At 58.2% G+C, this 15,453-nt stretch carries 14 protein-coding genes; 8 read left to right on the top strand and 6 right to left on the bottom strand.

The window, feature by feature from the left end; genetic code table 11:
* Positions 1-19: 19 nt before the first annotated feature.
* Both ACID345_RS05250 and ACID345_RS05245 read right to left on the bottom strand, forming a co-directional pair.
* Entirely contained in the window at positions 20-1,648 is a 1,629-nt protein-coding gene (locus tag ACID345_RS05250; RefSeq protein ID WP_011521828.1) for an acyl-CoA mutase large subunit family protein, read from the bottom strand.
* 45 nt (positions 1,649-1,693) lie between these two features.
* Entirely contained in the window at positions 1,694-2,038 is a 345-nt protein-coding gene (locus ACID345_RS05245; RefSeq protein ID WP_011521827.1) for a hypothetical protein, read from the bottom strand.
* Positions 2,039-2,184: 146 nt separating this feature from the next.
* Here ACID345_RS05245 and ACID345_RS05240 point away from each other — a divergent pair, with 146 nt between their 5' ends.
* From ACID345_RS05240 to ACID345_RS05230, 3 genes are all read left to right on the top strand, one after another.
* Positions 2,185-2,478 carry a hypothetical protein gene (locus tag ACID345_RS05240; RefSeq protein ID WP_011521826.1) on the top strand — a complete coding sequence of 98 codons (294 nt, stop codon included), beginning with the start codon at positions 2,185-2,187 and terminating at the stop codon, positions 2,476-2,478.
* A 176-nt stretch (positions 2,479-2,654) separates the two neighbouring features.
* Positions 2,655-3,908 carry a glucose-1-phosphate adenylyltransferase gene (gene glgC, locus ACID345_RS05235; RefSeq protein WP_011521825.1) on the top strand — a complete coding sequence of 418 codons (1,254 nt, stop codon included), beginning with the start codon at positions 2,655-2,657 and terminating at the stop codon, positions 3,906-3,908.
* Positions 3,909-4,105: 197 nt separating this feature from the next.
* On the top strand, positions 4,106-5,938 hold the full coding sequence (locus ACID345_RS05230) for an amidase family protein (protein WP_011521824.1): 1,833 nt from the start codon (positions 4,106-4,108) through the stop codon (positions 5,936-5,938).
* Between the two features lie 150 nt (positions 5,939-6,088).
* On the opposite strand, the gene ACID345_RS05225 is transcribed toward ACID345_RS05230, so the two are convergent.
* Positions 6,089-8,032 (bottom strand): IPT/TIG domain-containing protein, encoded by a 1,944-nt coding sequence (locus ACID345_RS05225; RefSeq protein ID WP_011521823.1) that lies wholly within the window; start codon positions 8,030-8,032, stop codon positions 6,089-6,091.
* A gap of 15 nt (positions 8,033-8,047) precedes the next feature.
* Positions 8,048-9,184, bottom strand: coding sequence for an IPT/TIG domain-containing protein (locus tag ACID345_RS05220; RefSeq protein WP_011521822.1), 1,137 nt, complete (start codon positions 9,182-9,184; stop codon positions 8,048-8,050).
* 178 nt (positions 9,185-9,362) lie between these two features.
* Here ACID345_RS05220 and ACID345_RS05215 point away from each other — a divergent pair, with 178 nt between their 5' ends.
* From ACID345_RS05215 to ACID345_RS05200, 5 genes are all read left to right on the top strand, one after another.
* Positions 9,363-9,974: a hypothetical protein gene (locus ACID345_RS05215; RefSeq protein WP_041855462.1), complete on the top strand. Its 612-nt coding sequence runs from the start codon at positions 9,363-9,365 to the stop codon at positions 9,972-9,974.
* 337 nt (positions 9,975-10,311) lie between these two features.
* Positions 10,312-11,412 carry an adenosyl-hopene transferase HpnH gene (gene hpnH / locus ACID345_RS05210; protein ID WP_011521820.1) on the top strand — a complete coding sequence of 367 codons (1,101 nt, stop codon included), beginning with the start codon at positions 10,312-10,314 and terminating at the stop codon, positions 11,410-11,412.
* A 321-nt stretch (positions 11,413-11,733) separates the two neighbouring features.
* A complete protein-coding gene (locus tag ACID345_RS05205) occupies positions 11,734-12,144 on the top strand; it encodes a hypothetical protein (protein ID WP_011521819.1) in 411 nt (136 codons plus the stop codon).
* Positions 12,145-12,285: 141 nt separating this feature from the next.
* On the top strand, positions 12,286-12,438 hold the full coding sequence (locus ACID345_RS26570; RefSeq protein ID WP_011521818.1) for a lmo0937 family membrane protein: 153 nt from the start codon (positions 12,286-12,288) through the stop codon (positions 12,436-12,438).
* A 13-nt stretch (positions 12,439-12,451) separates the two neighbouring features.
* Positions 12,452-13,732, top strand: coding sequence for a zinc dependent phospholipase C family protein (locus ACID345_RS05200; RefSeq protein WP_011521817.1), 1,281 nt, complete (start codon positions 12,452-12,454; stop codon positions 13,730-13,732).
* Positions 13,733-13,906: 174 nt separating this feature from the next.
* On the opposite strand, the gene ACID345_RS05195 is transcribed toward ACID345_RS05200, so the two are convergent.
* Both ACID345_RS05195 and ACID345_RS05190 read right to left on the bottom strand, forming a co-directional pair.
* The gene (locus ACID345_RS05195) at positions 13,907-14,437 is read right to left on the bottom strand and encodes a hypothetical protein (protein WP_011521816.1); all 531 of its coding nucleotides are present in this window, start codon (positions 14,435-14,437) and stop codon (positions 13,907-13,909) included.
* A complete protein-coding gene (locus ACID345_RS05190) occupies positions 14,437-15,435 on the bottom strand; it encodes a YheT family hydrolase (protein WP_011521815.1) in 999 nt (332 codons plus the stop codon). The genes ACID345_RS05195 and ACID345_RS05190 overlap by 1 nt, the downstream gene beginning before the upstream one ends.
* Between the last annotated feature and the right edge of the window lie 18 nt (positions 15,436-15,453).

The following is a 15,453-nucleotide window of genomic DNA, read 5'->3' as shown; positions in this document are numbered from 1 at the left end:
TTCAGGGCTCACACAGCCCCTAAATCACCACCGCTTCCTTATACTCCCCAAACACTTTCCGCAGCGTGTCCGCAATCTCACCCACGGTCGCATACTTCTCCACCGCGTTGATAATCTGCGGCATTACGTTACTTCCATTCCTCGCCGCATCCTCGACGCCTTGCAGCGCGCTATACCAGGCAGCCTTATCGCGACGCACACGCAGCGCCTTCAACCGCTCCACCTGCTTCGGCTCCAGCGACGGATCAATCACCTGCAGCGGAATCTCCTTGTGTTCATCCACCTGGAACTTGTTGACGCCCACCAGCACTGCTTCCTTGTGATCGATGCTCTGCTGGAACTCATACGCCGAGTTCTGGATCTCCTGCTGCACGTATCCCTTCTCGATCGCCTTAAGCATCCCGCCAATCGCATCCACTTTCCCGAGATACTCCGTCGCCCGCGTCTCGATCTCGTTCGTCAGCGACTCGATGTAGTACGAACCCGCCAGCGGATCTACCGTCTGAGGCACGCCGCTCTCATACGCGATCACTTGCTGCGTGCGTAGCGCGATGCGCGCCGAGTTCTCCGTCGGCAACGCCAGCGCTTCGTCGAACGAGTTCGTGTGCAGAGACTGCGTTCCACCCAGCACCGCCGCCAACGCCTGGATCGCCGTACGCACAATGTTCACTTCCGGCTGCTGTGCCGTCAGCGACGATCCCGCCGTCTGCGTATGGAACCGCAGCATCATGGCCTTCGGATTCTTTGCTCCAAAGCGATCGCGCATGATCTTCGCCCACATCCGACGTGCTGCCCGGAACTTCGCTACCTCTTCCAGGAAATTGCGATCGCAAGAGAAGAAGAACGACAGCCGCGGCCCAAACTTGTCCACATCTAAGCCTGATTTGCGCGCCGCTTCGACATACGTAATGCCATCGGCCAGTGTGAATGCCACTTCCTGCACCGCCGTCGAACCGGCTTCCCGCATGTGGTAGCCGGAAATCGAAATCGTGTTCCACTCCGGCACGTTGTCGTTGCAGAAGGCAAACAGGTCCGTAATCAACCGCATTCCCTGCTTCGGCGGATAGATATACGTTCCGCGCGCAATGTATTCCTTCAGGATGTCGTTCTGCACCGTGCCGCAGAGCTTCTTCATGTCAGCGCCGTTGCGCTTCGCGACCGCGATATACAACGACAACAAAATCGTCGCCGTCGAGTTGATCGTCATCGACGTAGAAACCTTCTCAAGATCAATGCCATTGAACAACCGCTCCATGTCTTCAATGGAGTCAATCGCCACGCCGACTTTGCCCACTTCGCCGAGCGCAAACTGATTGTCGGAGTCATAGCCGATCTGTGTCGGAAGATCGAACGCCACGCTGAGTCCGGATGTCCCCTGGCTCAGCAGGTACTTGTAGCGCTGGTTGGAAGCCTCGGCGTCGCCCATGCCGGCGTACTGCCGCATGGTCCATAGCCGCCCACGATACATCGTCGGCTGTACGCCGCGTGTGTAAGGAAATTGTCCCGGCTGCCCGAGTTCCGCGTCGTAATTCTGCGACTCCAGATCGGCAGGACCGTAAACCAATTTGATGGGAATGTTTGAGGTAGTTTTTGCGTCAGGAATGGATGGCTTTTTCTTTTCGACTGGCACTTCAGTTGTTGCGGCCATTTGAGCGGCCCTCTTGGTTATGAATTATGAATACAAAACAAAACCCTATCGTCGGCGTGCCCTCCAAAAGGAACTCACGCCGAACCACGCGAAAATAAACGCCAGAGCTCCCGCCAGGTACACGCGGTTCATCTCCGTCTTCCCGAGCAGCACTTGCTGATACTCCCGGTACGCTGCCCCGCCGCAAACCGTCGCGAACACCAGGAAGAAGAACCCGGTGACTTCCAGCCACAACACGTGCGTCGTCCGCCGGACAGAGTTCGCTGTCGCCGCCAGACCTGCACCTGCCGCGCGCAGTACCTTGGCTCGCTTGTTCGGGTTCATCGCATGACGGGCAACCTGGCCTAGTCCGGCCCCGATCGACCCGCCAATGCTCCGGTTTGGCTCCATTTCGCTCAAATTATGATTTTACGCCCCTTAGCCAACAAAAATGTCCCACTACTCTGGTACAACCAAAACCTTCTTTTCCCATTTGCATCCAATCCTTTGAAGCGCGGAAATTCCGGGCGGATCGCCCCTGCAGCTAGGTGAATACAGTGGACGAGAACCTTAAACAGCTCTTCCAGCAACTCGGCGAAGCCATGAACCAGTCCCTCGCCAACTCTGACGAAGTCGCCAGCGTCATCGGACAGATCAAATCCAGCGGCTACGACATCTTTCTTGCCTTCGAAGCGACCATCGGCTTCAGCAAAAACGAAGACGAACAGTCTTCTGAGAAACTCGGCCCCAGCCTGGTAAACGCCAACGGCGCTAGCCCCGAATTAAAAGTCAGTCCTCAAGACGAACGCTTCCTGAAATCGCTGCGCATTCGTCTCGACGATGCCGCTTGACCCTGAACTGCGCGCCCCTCCGGCCTGTGCTACCATCGAATTCCCCTTGATTTTCGGGGATGCTGCAAGCTCCGTTCTCGTTAGTACAGTCTGGCTTCCTTTAGATATTTCCTACCCATCCGTGCTCCGTTTGTTTCGCCATGTTCGCTCGGATGGCGCAGTGATAGCGAGAGACGATGATCGAGACATTGGGAGTACTCCTGGCCGGCGGCGCTGGTGAGCGCCTTTATCCTCTAACCCGAGACCGCGCCAAACCTGCCGTCAACTTCGGCGGCATCTACCGCATCATCGACATCACCTTATCCAACTGCATCAACTCCGGCCTGCGCCGCGTGTATATCCTCACGCAGTACAAGGCGCTCTCGTTGAACCGTCATATCCGCGAAGGCTGGAGCGGCATCGTCGGCAACGAGCTCGGCGAGTTCATCGAAATCCTGCCGCCCATGAAGCGCGTCAGCGAGAACTGGTACATGGGCACCGCCGACGCCGTCTATCAGAACATCTACTCCATCGGATCTGAGCAGCCGCGGTACGTTCTCATTCTCTCCGGCGACCACATCTACAAAATGAACTACGACCTTATGATGCGCCAGCACAAGGACTCCGGCGCCGACGTCACCCTCGCCACCATCCTCATCGATCCCTCCGAAACGCGTCACTTCGGCGTCGTCGACGTTGATAACCAGAGCCACGTCAACGGCTTCGTCGAGAAACCCAAGTCCACCGAACTTCGTTCGCCCTACGATCCATCCAAAGTCTCCGCCTCCATGGGCATCTACATCTTCAACACTGACGTGCTCATCCCCGTCCTGTTGAAAGATGCTGAAGATCCCAACTCCAAGCACGACTTCGGACACAACATCCTTCCCAAGATGGTCGGCGAGTACAAAATCTACAGCTTCAACTTCATCGACGAAAACAAGAAGGAAGCCCTCTACTGGCGCGACGTCGGCACCCTCGACGCCTATTACGACGCCAACCTCGATCTCGTCAGCGTCGCCCCGGTCTTCAACCTCTACGACAAGGCGTGGCCCATCCGCACCCACCAGCGCCAATACCCGCCCGCGAAGTTCGTCTTCGCCGAGCAAGGCCGCATGGGTACCGCGCTCGATTCCGTCGTCTCCATGGGATGCATCGTCTCCGGTGGTACGGTGCGCAATTGTGTACTCTCGCCCGACGTCCGCGTGAACTCCTTCAGCGAGGTCGACAGCAGCATCCTCTTCTCGCACGTCAACGTAGGCCGCCACTGCCGCATCCGCCGCTCCATCATCGACCGCGACGTCCACATCCCCGAAGGCACAGTCATCGGCTACGACACCGAATCCGACCGCCAGAAATACCACGTTACCGACAGCGGCATCACCGTCGTCACCCGCGACTACTCGCTCTTCGAGAACCCGGTGGAAGTGGACTACTTCACCTCGGAGTAACCTCGCTCTACGACTTGTCCCTGCACGGGCACCTTTGAGGTGCCCATTAATTTTGACAATTTCCGCTCCACTTTTTTGATTCACCGCGCCCCGCTGGGAGCAGAATGTCCCGAGCGAATTTCTGCCCCTCTCCCACCTTCGCTCGAATCGGAGAGTCAGACCCACCTTCTTTCCACTAATCCTCATGGAGGTCAAAGATGAGACTCCCCCGTCTCTCTGGATTTTGTTTTCTCGTGTGCGCTGCACTGCTGGCAGCGCCGTTAGCGTCCGCCCAAACAGCCAATCACAAAAACCACAACGCGCCTGACCAATACAACGAAGCCACCCTGGTCCAGCTTCAGCACCTGATGAATTCTCACCAACTGAATTCCGAACAACTCACTCGCTTTTACCTGGCAAGAATCGATGCCCTCGACCAGAACGGCCCGGGAGTGAACGCCGTCATCCAGTTGAACCCTGACGCGCTCAACATGGCCAAGAATGCCGATCGCATGCGCCGTAACGGCGTGCGCGGCCCAATGCTCGGCATTCCTGTCTTGCTCAAAGACAACATCGATACCGGCGACAAGATGCAGACTGCCGCCGGGTCCTTCGCGCTGGTCGGCGCCCCCGCCTTCCGCGACTCCACTGTCGCCGCCAACCTGCGCGCCGCCGGCGCCGTGATCCTCGGCAAGACAAATCTCTCGGAATGGGCGAACTTCCGCTCCTTCGAATCCGTCAGCGGTTGGTCGGGCCGTGGTGGACAAACTAACAATCCCTACGCCATCGATCGCAATCCCTGCGGATCCAGTTCAGGCTCCGCCGCTGCCGTGTCCGCTAACTTCACAGCTGTCTCGCTCGGTACCGAAACCGACGGCAGCATCGTCTGCCCCGCCAACGCCAACGGTGTCGTCGGCATTAAGCCCACCGTCGGCCTCACCAGTCGCGCCGGCGCGGTTCCCATCTCCCACACTCAGGACACTGTCGGTGTTCACGGTCGCACCGTCGCGGACGCTGCCGCGGCCCTCGGCATCATCCAGAGCCGCACCTCCGACGGACGTGATCCCGCAACCGGCGGAGTTCCTCTCGGCTGGCAGGGAACCGGCAAAACGCGTCCCACCATCCCCACCGACTACACCCAGTTCTTGGATAAGAACGGCCTCAACGGCGCGACCATCGGTGTCACGCGCGTTGGTCTCTCCGGATTCACCAACGTCAGCACGCCCCAACCCGTGCTCGATGCCTTCGAAGAAACCGTCCAGGCCTTGGAAGACGCTGGTGCGACCGTCATCGATCTCGACGCAGCGGGCTTCACCTTCGCCACTGCTGACGGTGAGTTCCTCGTCCTGTGCTTCGATTTCCGCAACGACCTCAAAGCCTATCTCGCCACCCGCTTCAGCGTTCCCATCGGCGGCGGAGACTTGCAGACCGCCATCGACTTCAACAACGCCCACCCCGAAGAAGAAATGCCCTTCTTCAATCAGGACATCTGGGACCTCACCATTACCCTCGCTCCCGGCGCCGATGATCCTCAGCCCGCCTTCGGTGGCATGACCTACAACCAGGCCCTCGCCATCGACCACAACGCTGGTGTCAATGGAATCGATGCCGCGATCTCGATGTTCCATCTTGATGCCGTGTTCACCGCAACCGACAACCCAGCATGGTCCACCGACCTGCTATACGGAGATCACTTCATCTTCGGCACCTCAGGAATGGCCGCCGGTCCGGGTTACCCAATCATTCAGGTACCGGGCGCCATGCCAAAACTCTGCGCCTCTCCCACGAAACCAAACGACTGCACCCAGTTTGGAGTTCCTCTAGGCGTGAGCTTCTTCGGTACCGCCTTCAGCGAGCCCACTCTCATCAAGCTCGCCTCCGGATTTGAAGCTGTCACCAAAACGCGCGCGCACAACCTGCCCACCTTCGCCGATACCGAACCCTTCACTCACATACAAGGCACAACCCTGAAGAAGCCGCACAAAGAGCACGCCTACCCGGCCAACAAAGCCGCCAAAGCCACAACCAAGTCGCCGCACAAAACCCTGTAGCGTCGCTGCAACTTCGCCCCCGGGGACGCCCGGGGGCTTTTCTCGTCTTCCATTAAAGACTCAAACGGAGCGAACCATCAAAGTTCTTCCCAATCAACGCAAAAGGCGCGCAGATCAGCGCGCCTCTTGTTCGATCGCACTACTTCACTTTTAGCGAAGGGGCATTCCCTGGCTCCGAGATGCCGGTTTGGAAGCTCGATCCCTCCGCTGTGGTACGGTCCATGACAACCGCACTGGGCCGACTGTTCTGGCCCCAATCCCCGCGGGCGAAGCCGAACTCACGAAGCTCGCGTCGTTGATGATGTACAACTCACCAATCGGCGCCACGTTGTTGACTGTGGCAATCGCCAATCCCGAAGCCCCCCACCGAACTATCTTCGCCGGCACACCAACGAGGTTCTTGATGGTTATCGAGCCGACTTGGCTCAGGCTCCCTTTATCGAATGACAGTACTGTGTAATCTGCCGTTCCACTCTGTGCTGCCGTTTGCCCGAGCACGAAGATCTTGCCAAGGCTCGAGTCAGGCACGACGTATCCGGAGCTTCCCAAATTGCCGACGGTATTACCTGTCACCGGATCAAAGATGCGTCCATCGTCCACATAGATCAATCCCGACGCTGAATCGTAGTGGATGTAACTGTTGTAGCTCTTCGTGAATTTTTCGAAACGGCTGACCAGATCAACCCCGGAGGTGTTCACGCCCATGGTGTAAAAGTCGTCGCGGTAGCCCCAATCGTCGATGATCGAAGAGTAAAGCGTTGTGTCATCGGAGCCCCATGCCAGGTCATCGAATAAATTGATCACCCCAAACTGGTTGGTGCAATCGGCACAAAGCTTATTCGTTCGCTGAATGTCGTTATCGTAGATCGCTACTCCGCCCAGGCTTTCTGGTTCGGTTCCCCTGTCGCCTGTAGTGACGGCGACTGTGTTTGGAGATCCCGGCGCAGTCTCGAAATCCAGCGCGAACATCGGCCCCCAAAAAGCGTCCGCTCCGAGGGGCCATGTGAGCGGGTTGTCGAGCCCGGGCAGATCGAGTCGCGTCATCGTATTCGCATGCCGCTGGGCCGTGTAGACGTACGTTCCATCGCTCGACACGCGTAGCAGGTCTGGATCAGGTATCCCTATGCGCGAGGGCCCAACATTCCCGGTATTCGGATCGACCGCCACAACCGCATTCGGATACGCTCCATCCGCGCTCCACACCGCCGCATACAACTTGGCGGATTTGCTGTCCCACGCGATGTCGTAGCTTCCCAGGTTCAACCGAATCGCGGTCGACCCCGCACCGACTACCCTGAACGCCTGTGGAGTAAAAGCGACCGCAGTGCTGCTGTTGTTTACCGTGATGCTCGACGTCCCCTCCGCCGAAAGATTCGTCGGAGGAATGCTCGCTTGTACTTGCGTGTCGCTGATATACGTAGTGCTTTGCGCATTGTTGTTCCAATACGCAGTCGCCGACGGCTGGAATCCCGTGCCCCGGATCGTAAGCGTCTGCGCCCCACTTCCCACCAGGGCGCTCACCGGACTGATAGATGTCAGTCGCGGGATGGTCTTCAAAATCGTTCCTGCCGTCACATCGGGCGTCTTGTGAGGATTTACAAAATCGCCGTCAATTAAGTACACCCCAGGTTTGTCGGTCGCCCAGACGTTATCCGACACTGTGTTGAACGCGAGTCCGGCATTTCCCCAACGAACAAGGTTCTTCGCGTCGCCTGTAACCTGCGGCAATTCAAGCGTGCCTAATTGACGATACGTCTTCGTGTCGAACGCCTGCAGGATGTAATGCGGTGGGCCATAGTTCTCCCATGACGCTGGCCCAAGGAAAAATACGACATCCTGTTCTAGATCCGGCAGGCATAAAGGCCAGAACTGGAATGAAGCGAGATTGAACCTGCCGACAAGTGTTCCCGTCTGCGGATCAACGACTTCTCCGTTCACGCCATACATCAGCCCGTTCGACCGGTTGTAGTAGAAGCCGAAGTCAAAATACGTGAATAGGTTGCTATAGCGTTTCGCAAGCGTCGCGCCTGTTCCGTCAACTTGAAACTGATAAAAATCGAATCCATCGCTCGCGCCATTCTGCCCGTATAGCACCGAATCGTCCTTACCCTACGTCAGCCAGGTCACTCCGGCAACCGTGTAGGTTCCGGGCGTGATTGCGTTTGCTCTCGGCGTCGCATCGTCATAGATGACACCGAGCGAATCCGCTCCCGTCGAATAATTGCTCCGCATAACCGCCAGCGCGTGCGAACCCACAGGCGCCGCAGCCATCGACAACGGAAACATCTTTTCGCCTAAATGGTTGGGCGGAATCGTAATCGTAACGTCCGGCGCAAATCCCGGAAGCGTCACTCTTTGGATCAGGTTGTTGTCCCGTCCTCCTATCCATAAATACGAGCCGTCCGAAGACAGCGCCAACTGGCTGGTTGGCCCCGTTACCGGTTGCGAGGTTCCTGCGGCGCCCGTCAGCGGGTCAATTGCCAATACGCCATAATTTGACCCATCGAATGCTCCCGTTGCATACAGTTTCCCGTGTGTCGGATCATTCACGATTGCGGTCGCGCTCACGTCGAGCGTCGTGATTGTCGTTGCGGCGTTCACCACCAGCAGAGTCTGCCCTTCCGATGTCCCTCCCCGTGGTCCGGGATTAAATACCTTGATCGATCCCGGAGTGGCACTTCCCAATTGCGCTGCCGAAATGTCCGCCGTGAGTTGCGTGGAACTCACGAACGTTGTCGCCACCGCTGTCCCATTCCACTGCACCTGCGAGTTGCTGACAAAGGCGGACCCTGTGACCGTAATCGTCACCGGCAATCCCATCTTCGCGTTCGTCGGCGAAATTGAAGTCAGTGTTGGCGCTGGGTTGTACACATCGAACTCGAACGAGGCGCTCACCTTCCCTGTATCGCCGTTCTTTACGCTCAGTTTTACGGCCACGCCAACGGTCAGCGACGTTGCTGGAACGTCTGCCTGGATCTTTCCGGAGTTAACAAACGTGGTCGCGAGCGGATTGGAGTTCCATAACACCACGGCAGCCGAGGAGAAGTTCGCGCCGTTTACCACGAGATGGAAGTCAGACCGCCCGACCAGTGCATCCGTTGGCGAGACCGCTGTTATCGATGGAACTACAGGAGTCAGGCCTCCTCCTGAGTTACCGCCCCCACCACCGCCGCCGCAACTGATCAAACTGCCAAGTAGAAGTGCACAGGCTAGATATACCCAGAGAACCGCGAATTTGGTTTTCATCTAAGAGAGGCTCGCAAGACGACCGTAACACGCTGCGCAACCTCCGCTCGATACCAATCGTCCATGGACAAGTGGTTCTCCTCCCGTCAGAACCAAATTGAAATTCGGCCAACCCGATCTCCTTGCCTGTCACTTCACACAGGTCACGCCACCCCTCAATTCCCTCTACACTCCCCCCATGAAACGCCTGCTGATCATCATCCTTCTCCTCCCCTGCGTGGCCTCCGCCAAAGCCAAGCTCCTCACCAGTTGGAAGAGTCCTGCGGCTGCGACCCACGCCTACAAGAAGGTGCTGATCATCGGCATGAGCCCCAACCCCGGCCACCGCGCCGACTTCGAGGACGACCTCGCTGCCGCTCTTACCGCGAATCACGTCGAAGTCGTACCCGGCAATCAACTTCTTCTCCGCCCCGAAGGCGCAGTCATGGATCCCAACTACATCCGCGAGCAGATCAAGGCCAATCACATTGACGCCGTCATCGTCGCGCGTCTCGTCAGCATTCACGAGAGCGTCACCTACGTTCCGCCGCAGGCCATGGCGCCCTACCCGTATTACGGCTCTTTCTACGGCTACTACGGATACGTCGCCCCCATCGTTTGCACCCCCGGATATCTGCGCGAGGAAAAGAAGGTCCGCGTCGAAGGCAATTTCTACGGCGTCGCCGGCGACGACACCGTCCTTCTCTGGACCGGCACCAGCGATACCTTCAATCCCAAAAACGCCGACAAGGTCATCAAAGGCGTCGTGGAGCTTTTCTCCGGAGAACTGCGCAAAGACGGCTTCTTCTAACCTGTCTGTCATTCTGAGCGGAGAATCCGCATACCAATGCGGATTCGCAGTCGAAGAACCCCTATCAACGCCAAAACTCTTCGCCTCTCGCGGCCAGCCCACACCACCGTCCGCACCCCACCACCCTCTCTGTCATCCTCGAGGAGCGCAGCGACGAAGGATCCGCTGTTCCCCCAAGCCCAGCCACCCCGTTCCCTCCCCAAATTCCCCCCTCACCCCCTCATTTCCCGCAACCAATGCCCTCCCCTCGCATCTATCACAATGGCTGTCTAAACTATTGATACTCCTACCTCTGTGGGGTGGTGAGTACCGCTTTATTACGGTAAAATAGAGAACAATGCCAGTTCCTGTATCGCAAATGTGGACGGTCGCGTCCTACGTCTTGGGCCAAAAGCTCAAACGCCGCAAGCACTTCCCTGTCGTCCTGATGCTTGAGCCCCTGATGCGTTGCAACCTCGCCTGTGCGGGCTGCGGCAAAATTCAGTACCCCGGCCACATCTTGAAAAAGGAACTTACTCCCGAGCAGTGCTTCAACGCCGTGGACGAATGTGGCGCCCCCATGGTCTCGATCCCCGGCGGCGAACCGCTCATGCACCCGCAGATCGTCGAGATCGTCGAAGGACTGCTCGCCCGCAAGAAGTACATCTATCTCTGCACCAACGGACTGCTGCTCAAAGAGAAGCTCCACCTCTTCAAGCCGAGCAAGTACCTGTCCTTCGTCGTTCACATGGACGGCCTCAAGGAGCACCACGATTTCGCTGTCTGCCGCGAAGGTACCTACGACAAAGCGCTCGAAGCCATTAAGCTCGCGCTCGCCCGTGGCTTCCGCGTCACCACCAACACCACGCTCTTCGACGGCGCCGATCCGCAATCCGTCCGCGAATTTTTCGACACCATGATGGAAGTCGGCGTCGAAGGCATGATGCTCTCGCCGGGCTATACCTACGACAAGGCCCCCGACCAGGAGCACTTCCTCTCCAAGAACAAAACGCGCCGCCTCTTCCGCCAGATTCTCAGCAATCGTCACGAGAAATGGCAGTTCAACATGAGCCCACTCTTCCTCGAGTACCTCATGGGCAAGCGCGAATACAAATGCACCCCGTGGGGCATGCCGACCTACAACATCTTCGGATGGCAGAAGCCCTGCTACTTATTGCAAGACGGCTACGCCGATACCTTCGACGAACTCATCAACACGACGAAGTGGGAGCGCTACGGCACTGAGAGCGGCAACCCGAAATGCGCCAATTGCATGGTCCACAGCGGCTACGAAGCCAGCGCCGTGAACCACACCTTCGGTTCCCTGGGCGGCCTCTGGGCCACCGCGAAAGCCACATTCTTCCATCGCTATCCCGACCCAGAAGTCGACAACGACCAAACCCCGCGCCCCAAAGCCCCCACCCCCACGCTCGTCCACATCACGACTCCCGAGTCGTAAGATTTGTATCAGGGCCCGAGGTTTGTATCGGGGCCCGAGGTTTGTATCGGGGCCCGAGGTTTGTATCGGGGCCCGAGGTTTGTATCAGGGCCCGAGGTTTGTATCAGGGCCGAGGTTTGTATCAGGGCCCGAGGTTTGTATCAGGGCCCGAGGTTTGTATCAGGGCCCGAGGTTTGTATCAGGGCGCGAGGTTTGTATCAGGGTACGAGATTTGTATCAGGGCGCGAGATTTGTATCAGGGTACGAGATTTGTATCAGGGCAGCGCTTCAGCGCTGCCGCAAGAGTACGAAAAGAAAAGGGGCTTTAGCCCCTGAGGCACCATGCACAATCCCAACACTCACGGCGAAGACGAAAAACTCGGATTCAAGCACGAAAACCTCGAGGGCTACATTCCCTCCCTCGCCACCCCCGCCGAAATCCACGACGCCTTCGACAAAGCCTTCGACTTCCGCGGCGACCTCACCATCACCCTCAAAACCGGTGACTCCGTCGAAGGCTACGTCTTCGATCGTCGTGCCGAATCCGCCGACCTGAGCGAATGCACCGTCCGCCTCTATCCCAAAAATAGCGCCGAAAAAATGAGCATCCGCTACAGCGACATCGCCGCCCTGAGCTTCACCGGCAAAGACAGCGCCGCCGGCAAGTCCTTCGAAGCCTGGGTCAAGAAGTACAACGAGAAAAAAGCCGCCGGCGAAAAAAACATCGGCATCGACGCCGAACCCCTCGACTAATAGTTGACTCACGCCTTGTATCAGGGCACGGCTTCAGCCGTGCCGAAAAGCCGCTGGAAAAATGACGGGCTTTAGCCCCTGACCGCTATACAACCACCATCCCGCTTCTCACCTCTAACTACTCGTATAGGAGGTGCACCCATGCTCTGGACGATCTTCGTCATCCTGCTTATCGGTTGGCTCATCGGCGTTGTCAGCAGTTATACAATCGGAGGCTACATCCACCTCCTGCTCGTCCTCGCTGTCGTCGCCCTGCTTATCCAACTCATCACAGGGCGCCGGCCGGCTCTGTAAGAACGAGGCCGTTGTGCCGCGATTGCTCCGCCTTTGCAGCGTGTACCTTATCCTGTTGGCGCTCTGTCCCCCGACGAGCGCCTACTCCGTCCTCACTCACGAAGAAGTCATCGACCTCGCGTGGGACCACGACATCGTCCCCCTCATCAAGGCCCGCTTCCCCGACGCCACCGATGACGATCTGAAAGAAGCCCACGCCTACGCCTATGGCGGCGCCGTCATCCAGGACCTCGGCTACTACCCCTTCGGCAACCGCACCTTTAGCGATCTCGTGCACTACGTACGCTCCGGCGACTTCGTCGTCAACCTCATTAACGAGTCCGACAGCATCAACGAGTACGCCTTCGCCCTCGGCGCCCTCGCTCACTACGCCTCCGACATCACCGGACACCCCATCGTCAACCAGGCCGTCGCCATCGAGTTCCCCAAGCTCCGCGCCAAGTACGGCAGAGTTGTGACTTATGCCGAAGACCACTCCGCTCACCTCGAAGTCGAGTTTGGCTTCGACGTCAGCCAGGTCGCCAAGGGCCGCTACGCCCCGCAGTCCTACCACGACTTCATCGGTTTCGAAGTTTCGAAACCATTGCTCGAACGCGCTTTCAAAGACACCTACGGTATCGAGATCACCAGCGTCATCACCCATGAAGACCTCGCCCTCGGGACCTACCGCCGCTCCGTCAGCAAAATCATCCCCGAGATGACCAGGGTTGCCGTCGCCAGCCGCGAAGACGAAATGAAGAAAGAGATTCCCGACTACAACCGTCAGAAGTTCCTTTACCGCCTCTCACGCGCCCAGTACGAAAAGCAATGGGGCAAGCAATACCAGAAGCCCGGCGCCGGAGCCCGCATCCTCGCCGTAGTCCTGAAGATCTTCCCCCACATCGGCCCGTTCCGCGGACTCGCCTATAAGAACCCGACACCGCAGACGCAAGACCTCTACTTCAAGAGCGTCAACAGCACCTACGACTACTACACCCAGCTCACGGAACAACTGCGAAACGGCGAAGTCACTCTCCACGCCATGGATCTCGACACCGGCAAGCCCACCCGCCCCGGCGAATACTCGCTCTCCGACTCAACTTACGCCGAACTCGTGAACCGTCTCACCAGTCAAGACAACGCCGAGATCACCCCCGACCTCCGCGAAGCTCTCCTGACCTACTTCTCCGATCACGATGGCAAGCCCGTCGCCCTCAAAGATCCCAAGAAGCAAGCCCAACTAGAATCCGACCTGCAAAAACTAAAAGCCGCGCCCCCACAGAGCGCAGCCCAAACCACTTCCTCTTCACACTAATCTTTATGCTTCTGTCATCCTGAGCGGAGCAGCGCGAAGCGCTGCGCAGTCGAAGGACCCCTATCCCTCCACAACCCCATCCCCCTTGTCATTGCGAGGAGCGGCGTCAGCCGCGCCGTGGCAATCCCAACGCCGCCGACGTCGCCACCACTGCCACAAGCTCTCTCACGACGATCAACTCAGCGCCTTTTCAACCACTCTCATCGCCTTCGCCCACTGCTGTCGCGAAGAGTCCGAATCCTCCCCATACCCCGTCAAATAAACCGTCCAATAAAACCCTTCGTCCTCCCCAAACCACGCCCGACGCACCACCACCTCCGCGCGTCCCCGAATCTCCTCTGCCGCTCGCACCCGCTTCACCACCGCACGTGCTCTCAGCTCATGCTCCTCAAACGATGCCAACCGCGCACCAGCGAAGTACACATCCACATAACTAGCGCACTTCATCGCTGCTTCGTAAGGCTCATCATCAACATCCATCAACGTATCGAACCAAACATCGCACTTCGCCGTCGCGAATTCTCCAGAATTCAGCGCGCGCAAAAACTCCCCAAGCTCCGGGAATTCCTTCACTTCGCTCAATTCGACAATCATCGAACTGTCAAACCGTAGGTCCACGAAACCCACCGATCCATCCGGCGACCGCCACGGCACCGCCAGCGTCGGATCGTCCGCCCCCAACTCCACCGAGAACTCGCACTCCATCACACGTGCTCCCCCACAAATTCCACCAGCCGCTTCTCCGCCCACCGCCCATCATCGTCTCCGTTGGGCGTTCCCATGAACGCGCAATGCCCCCCAAACTCTGTCTCGATGAACCGGATGTGCGAATTCCCCTCCAGCTTCGCCCGGCTTTCCAGCGTCATCTTGATAAACGGGTCGTCCTTCGAGTGGATCACCAGCGTCGGCACCGCGATCTTGTCGACCACGTTAGCCGCCGCCGCCCGCGCGTAATAGTCATCTGCGCCGGTAAATCCTGAATATCGCGCCGTGATCTGATCGTCGAACTGCCTGATCGTCGTCACCCCACGTAGATACCGCAGGTCATACCGGTGCGGATACAACTTCGCCTTCCGCTTGATCCGGTTGCGCAACCCCCGCATAAACTTCCACTCGTAGATCCGGTTTCCCGGCGTGTGCAGCGCGTCCGCCGAAACCGCCAGGTCAATCGCCGGCGAGATCCCCACCGCCGCCTTCACTTCTTTGGGCGCCGCCGTGCCCCACTCTCCAACCATCTTCAGCACCAGGTTCCCGCCCATGGAAAACCCTGCCACGGCGATCTCCGTCAATCGATCTTCATTAATCAGCGTCTTCACCACCGCCGCCACATCATGCGACATCCCCGAGTGATACAGCGTCGGCGTCAGCGACTCGGTCCCGCCGCAATTGCGCATATTCATGCGCACCACGTTCCATCCGCGCTTCCACGCCTTCGACCCAGTGCCAATCACATACCGCGAATCGCTCGACCCCTCCAGCCCATGCACGATGATCAGCGTCATCCGTGCTGATCGATCGACCTGCCAATGGCAATGGCACAGGATCTGCGCATCTTCTTCCACGTTGAACAAGCGGTCTTCTGCCAGCGGCAGCAAATTCCTCCGCCGCTGGAAGTTCCCAGCCAGCGTCTGCGCATGCCCATTCTTAAACCATGGATGTGGTACGAAAGCAGCGCTGCCCGCAGCGCCCCCACTTGCTATCATTCTCTTATCTTACGATGC

The sequence above is a fragment of the Candidatus Koribacter versatilis Ellin345 genome, assembly GCF_000014005.1.
GTDB classification, from domain to species: Bacteria; Acidobacteriota; Terriglobia; order Terriglobales; family Acidobacteriaceae; genus Korobacter; species Korobacter versatilis_A.
The sequence above is the reverse complement of the archived record's forward strand: the minus strand, read 5'-3'. Positions and strand labels throughout refer to the sequence as shown.

Excerpts from the sequence above, each read along its gene's own strand:
- ACID345_RS05195 (WP_011521816.1), bottom strand. The coding sequence starts at position 14,437 with ATGGAGTGCGAGTTCTCGGTGGAGTTGGGGGCGGACGATCCGACGCTG.
- ACID345_RS05215 (WP_041855462.1), top strand. The coding sequence starts at position 9,363 with ATGAAACGCCTGCTGATCATCATCCTTCTCCTCCCCTGCGTGGCCTCC.
- ACID345_RS05250 (WP_011521828.1), bottom strand. The coding sequence starts at position 1,648 with ATGGCCGCAACAACTGAAGTGCCAGTCGAAAAGAAAAAGCCATCCATT.
- ACID345_RS26570 (WP_011521818.1), top strand. The coding sequence starts at position 12,286 with ATGCTCTGGACGATCTTCGTCATCCTGCTTATCGGTTGGCTCATCGGC.
- glgC (WP_011521825.1), top strand. The coding sequence starts at position 2,655 with ATGATCGAGACATTGGGAGTACTCCTGGCCGGCGGCGCTGGTGAGCGC.
- hpnH (WP_011521820.1), top strand. The coding sequence starts at position 10,312 with ATGCCAGTTCCTGTATCGCAAATGTGGACGGTCGCGTCCTACGTCTTG.
- ACID345_RS05190 (WP_011521815.1), bottom strand. The coding sequence starts at position 15,435 with ATGATAGCAAGTGGGGGCGCTGCGGGCAGCGCTGCTTTCGTACCACAT.
- ACID345_RS05220 (WP_011521822.1), bottom strand. The coding sequence starts at position 9,184 with ATGAAAACCAAATTCGCGGTTCTCTGGGTATATCTAGCCTGTGCACTT.
- ACID345_RS05230 (WP_011521824.1), top strand. The coding sequence starts at position 4,106 with ATGAGACTCCCCCGTCTCTCTGGATTTTGTTTTCTCGTGTGCGCTGCA.
- ACID345_RS05205 (WP_011521819.1), top strand. The coding sequence starts at position 11,734 with ATGCACAATCCCAACACTCACGGCGAAGACGAAAAACTCGGATTCAAG.
- ACID345_RS05245 (WP_011521827.1), bottom strand. The coding sequence starts at position 2,038 with ATGGAGCCAAACCGGAGCATTGGCGGGTCGATCGGGGCCGGACTAGGC.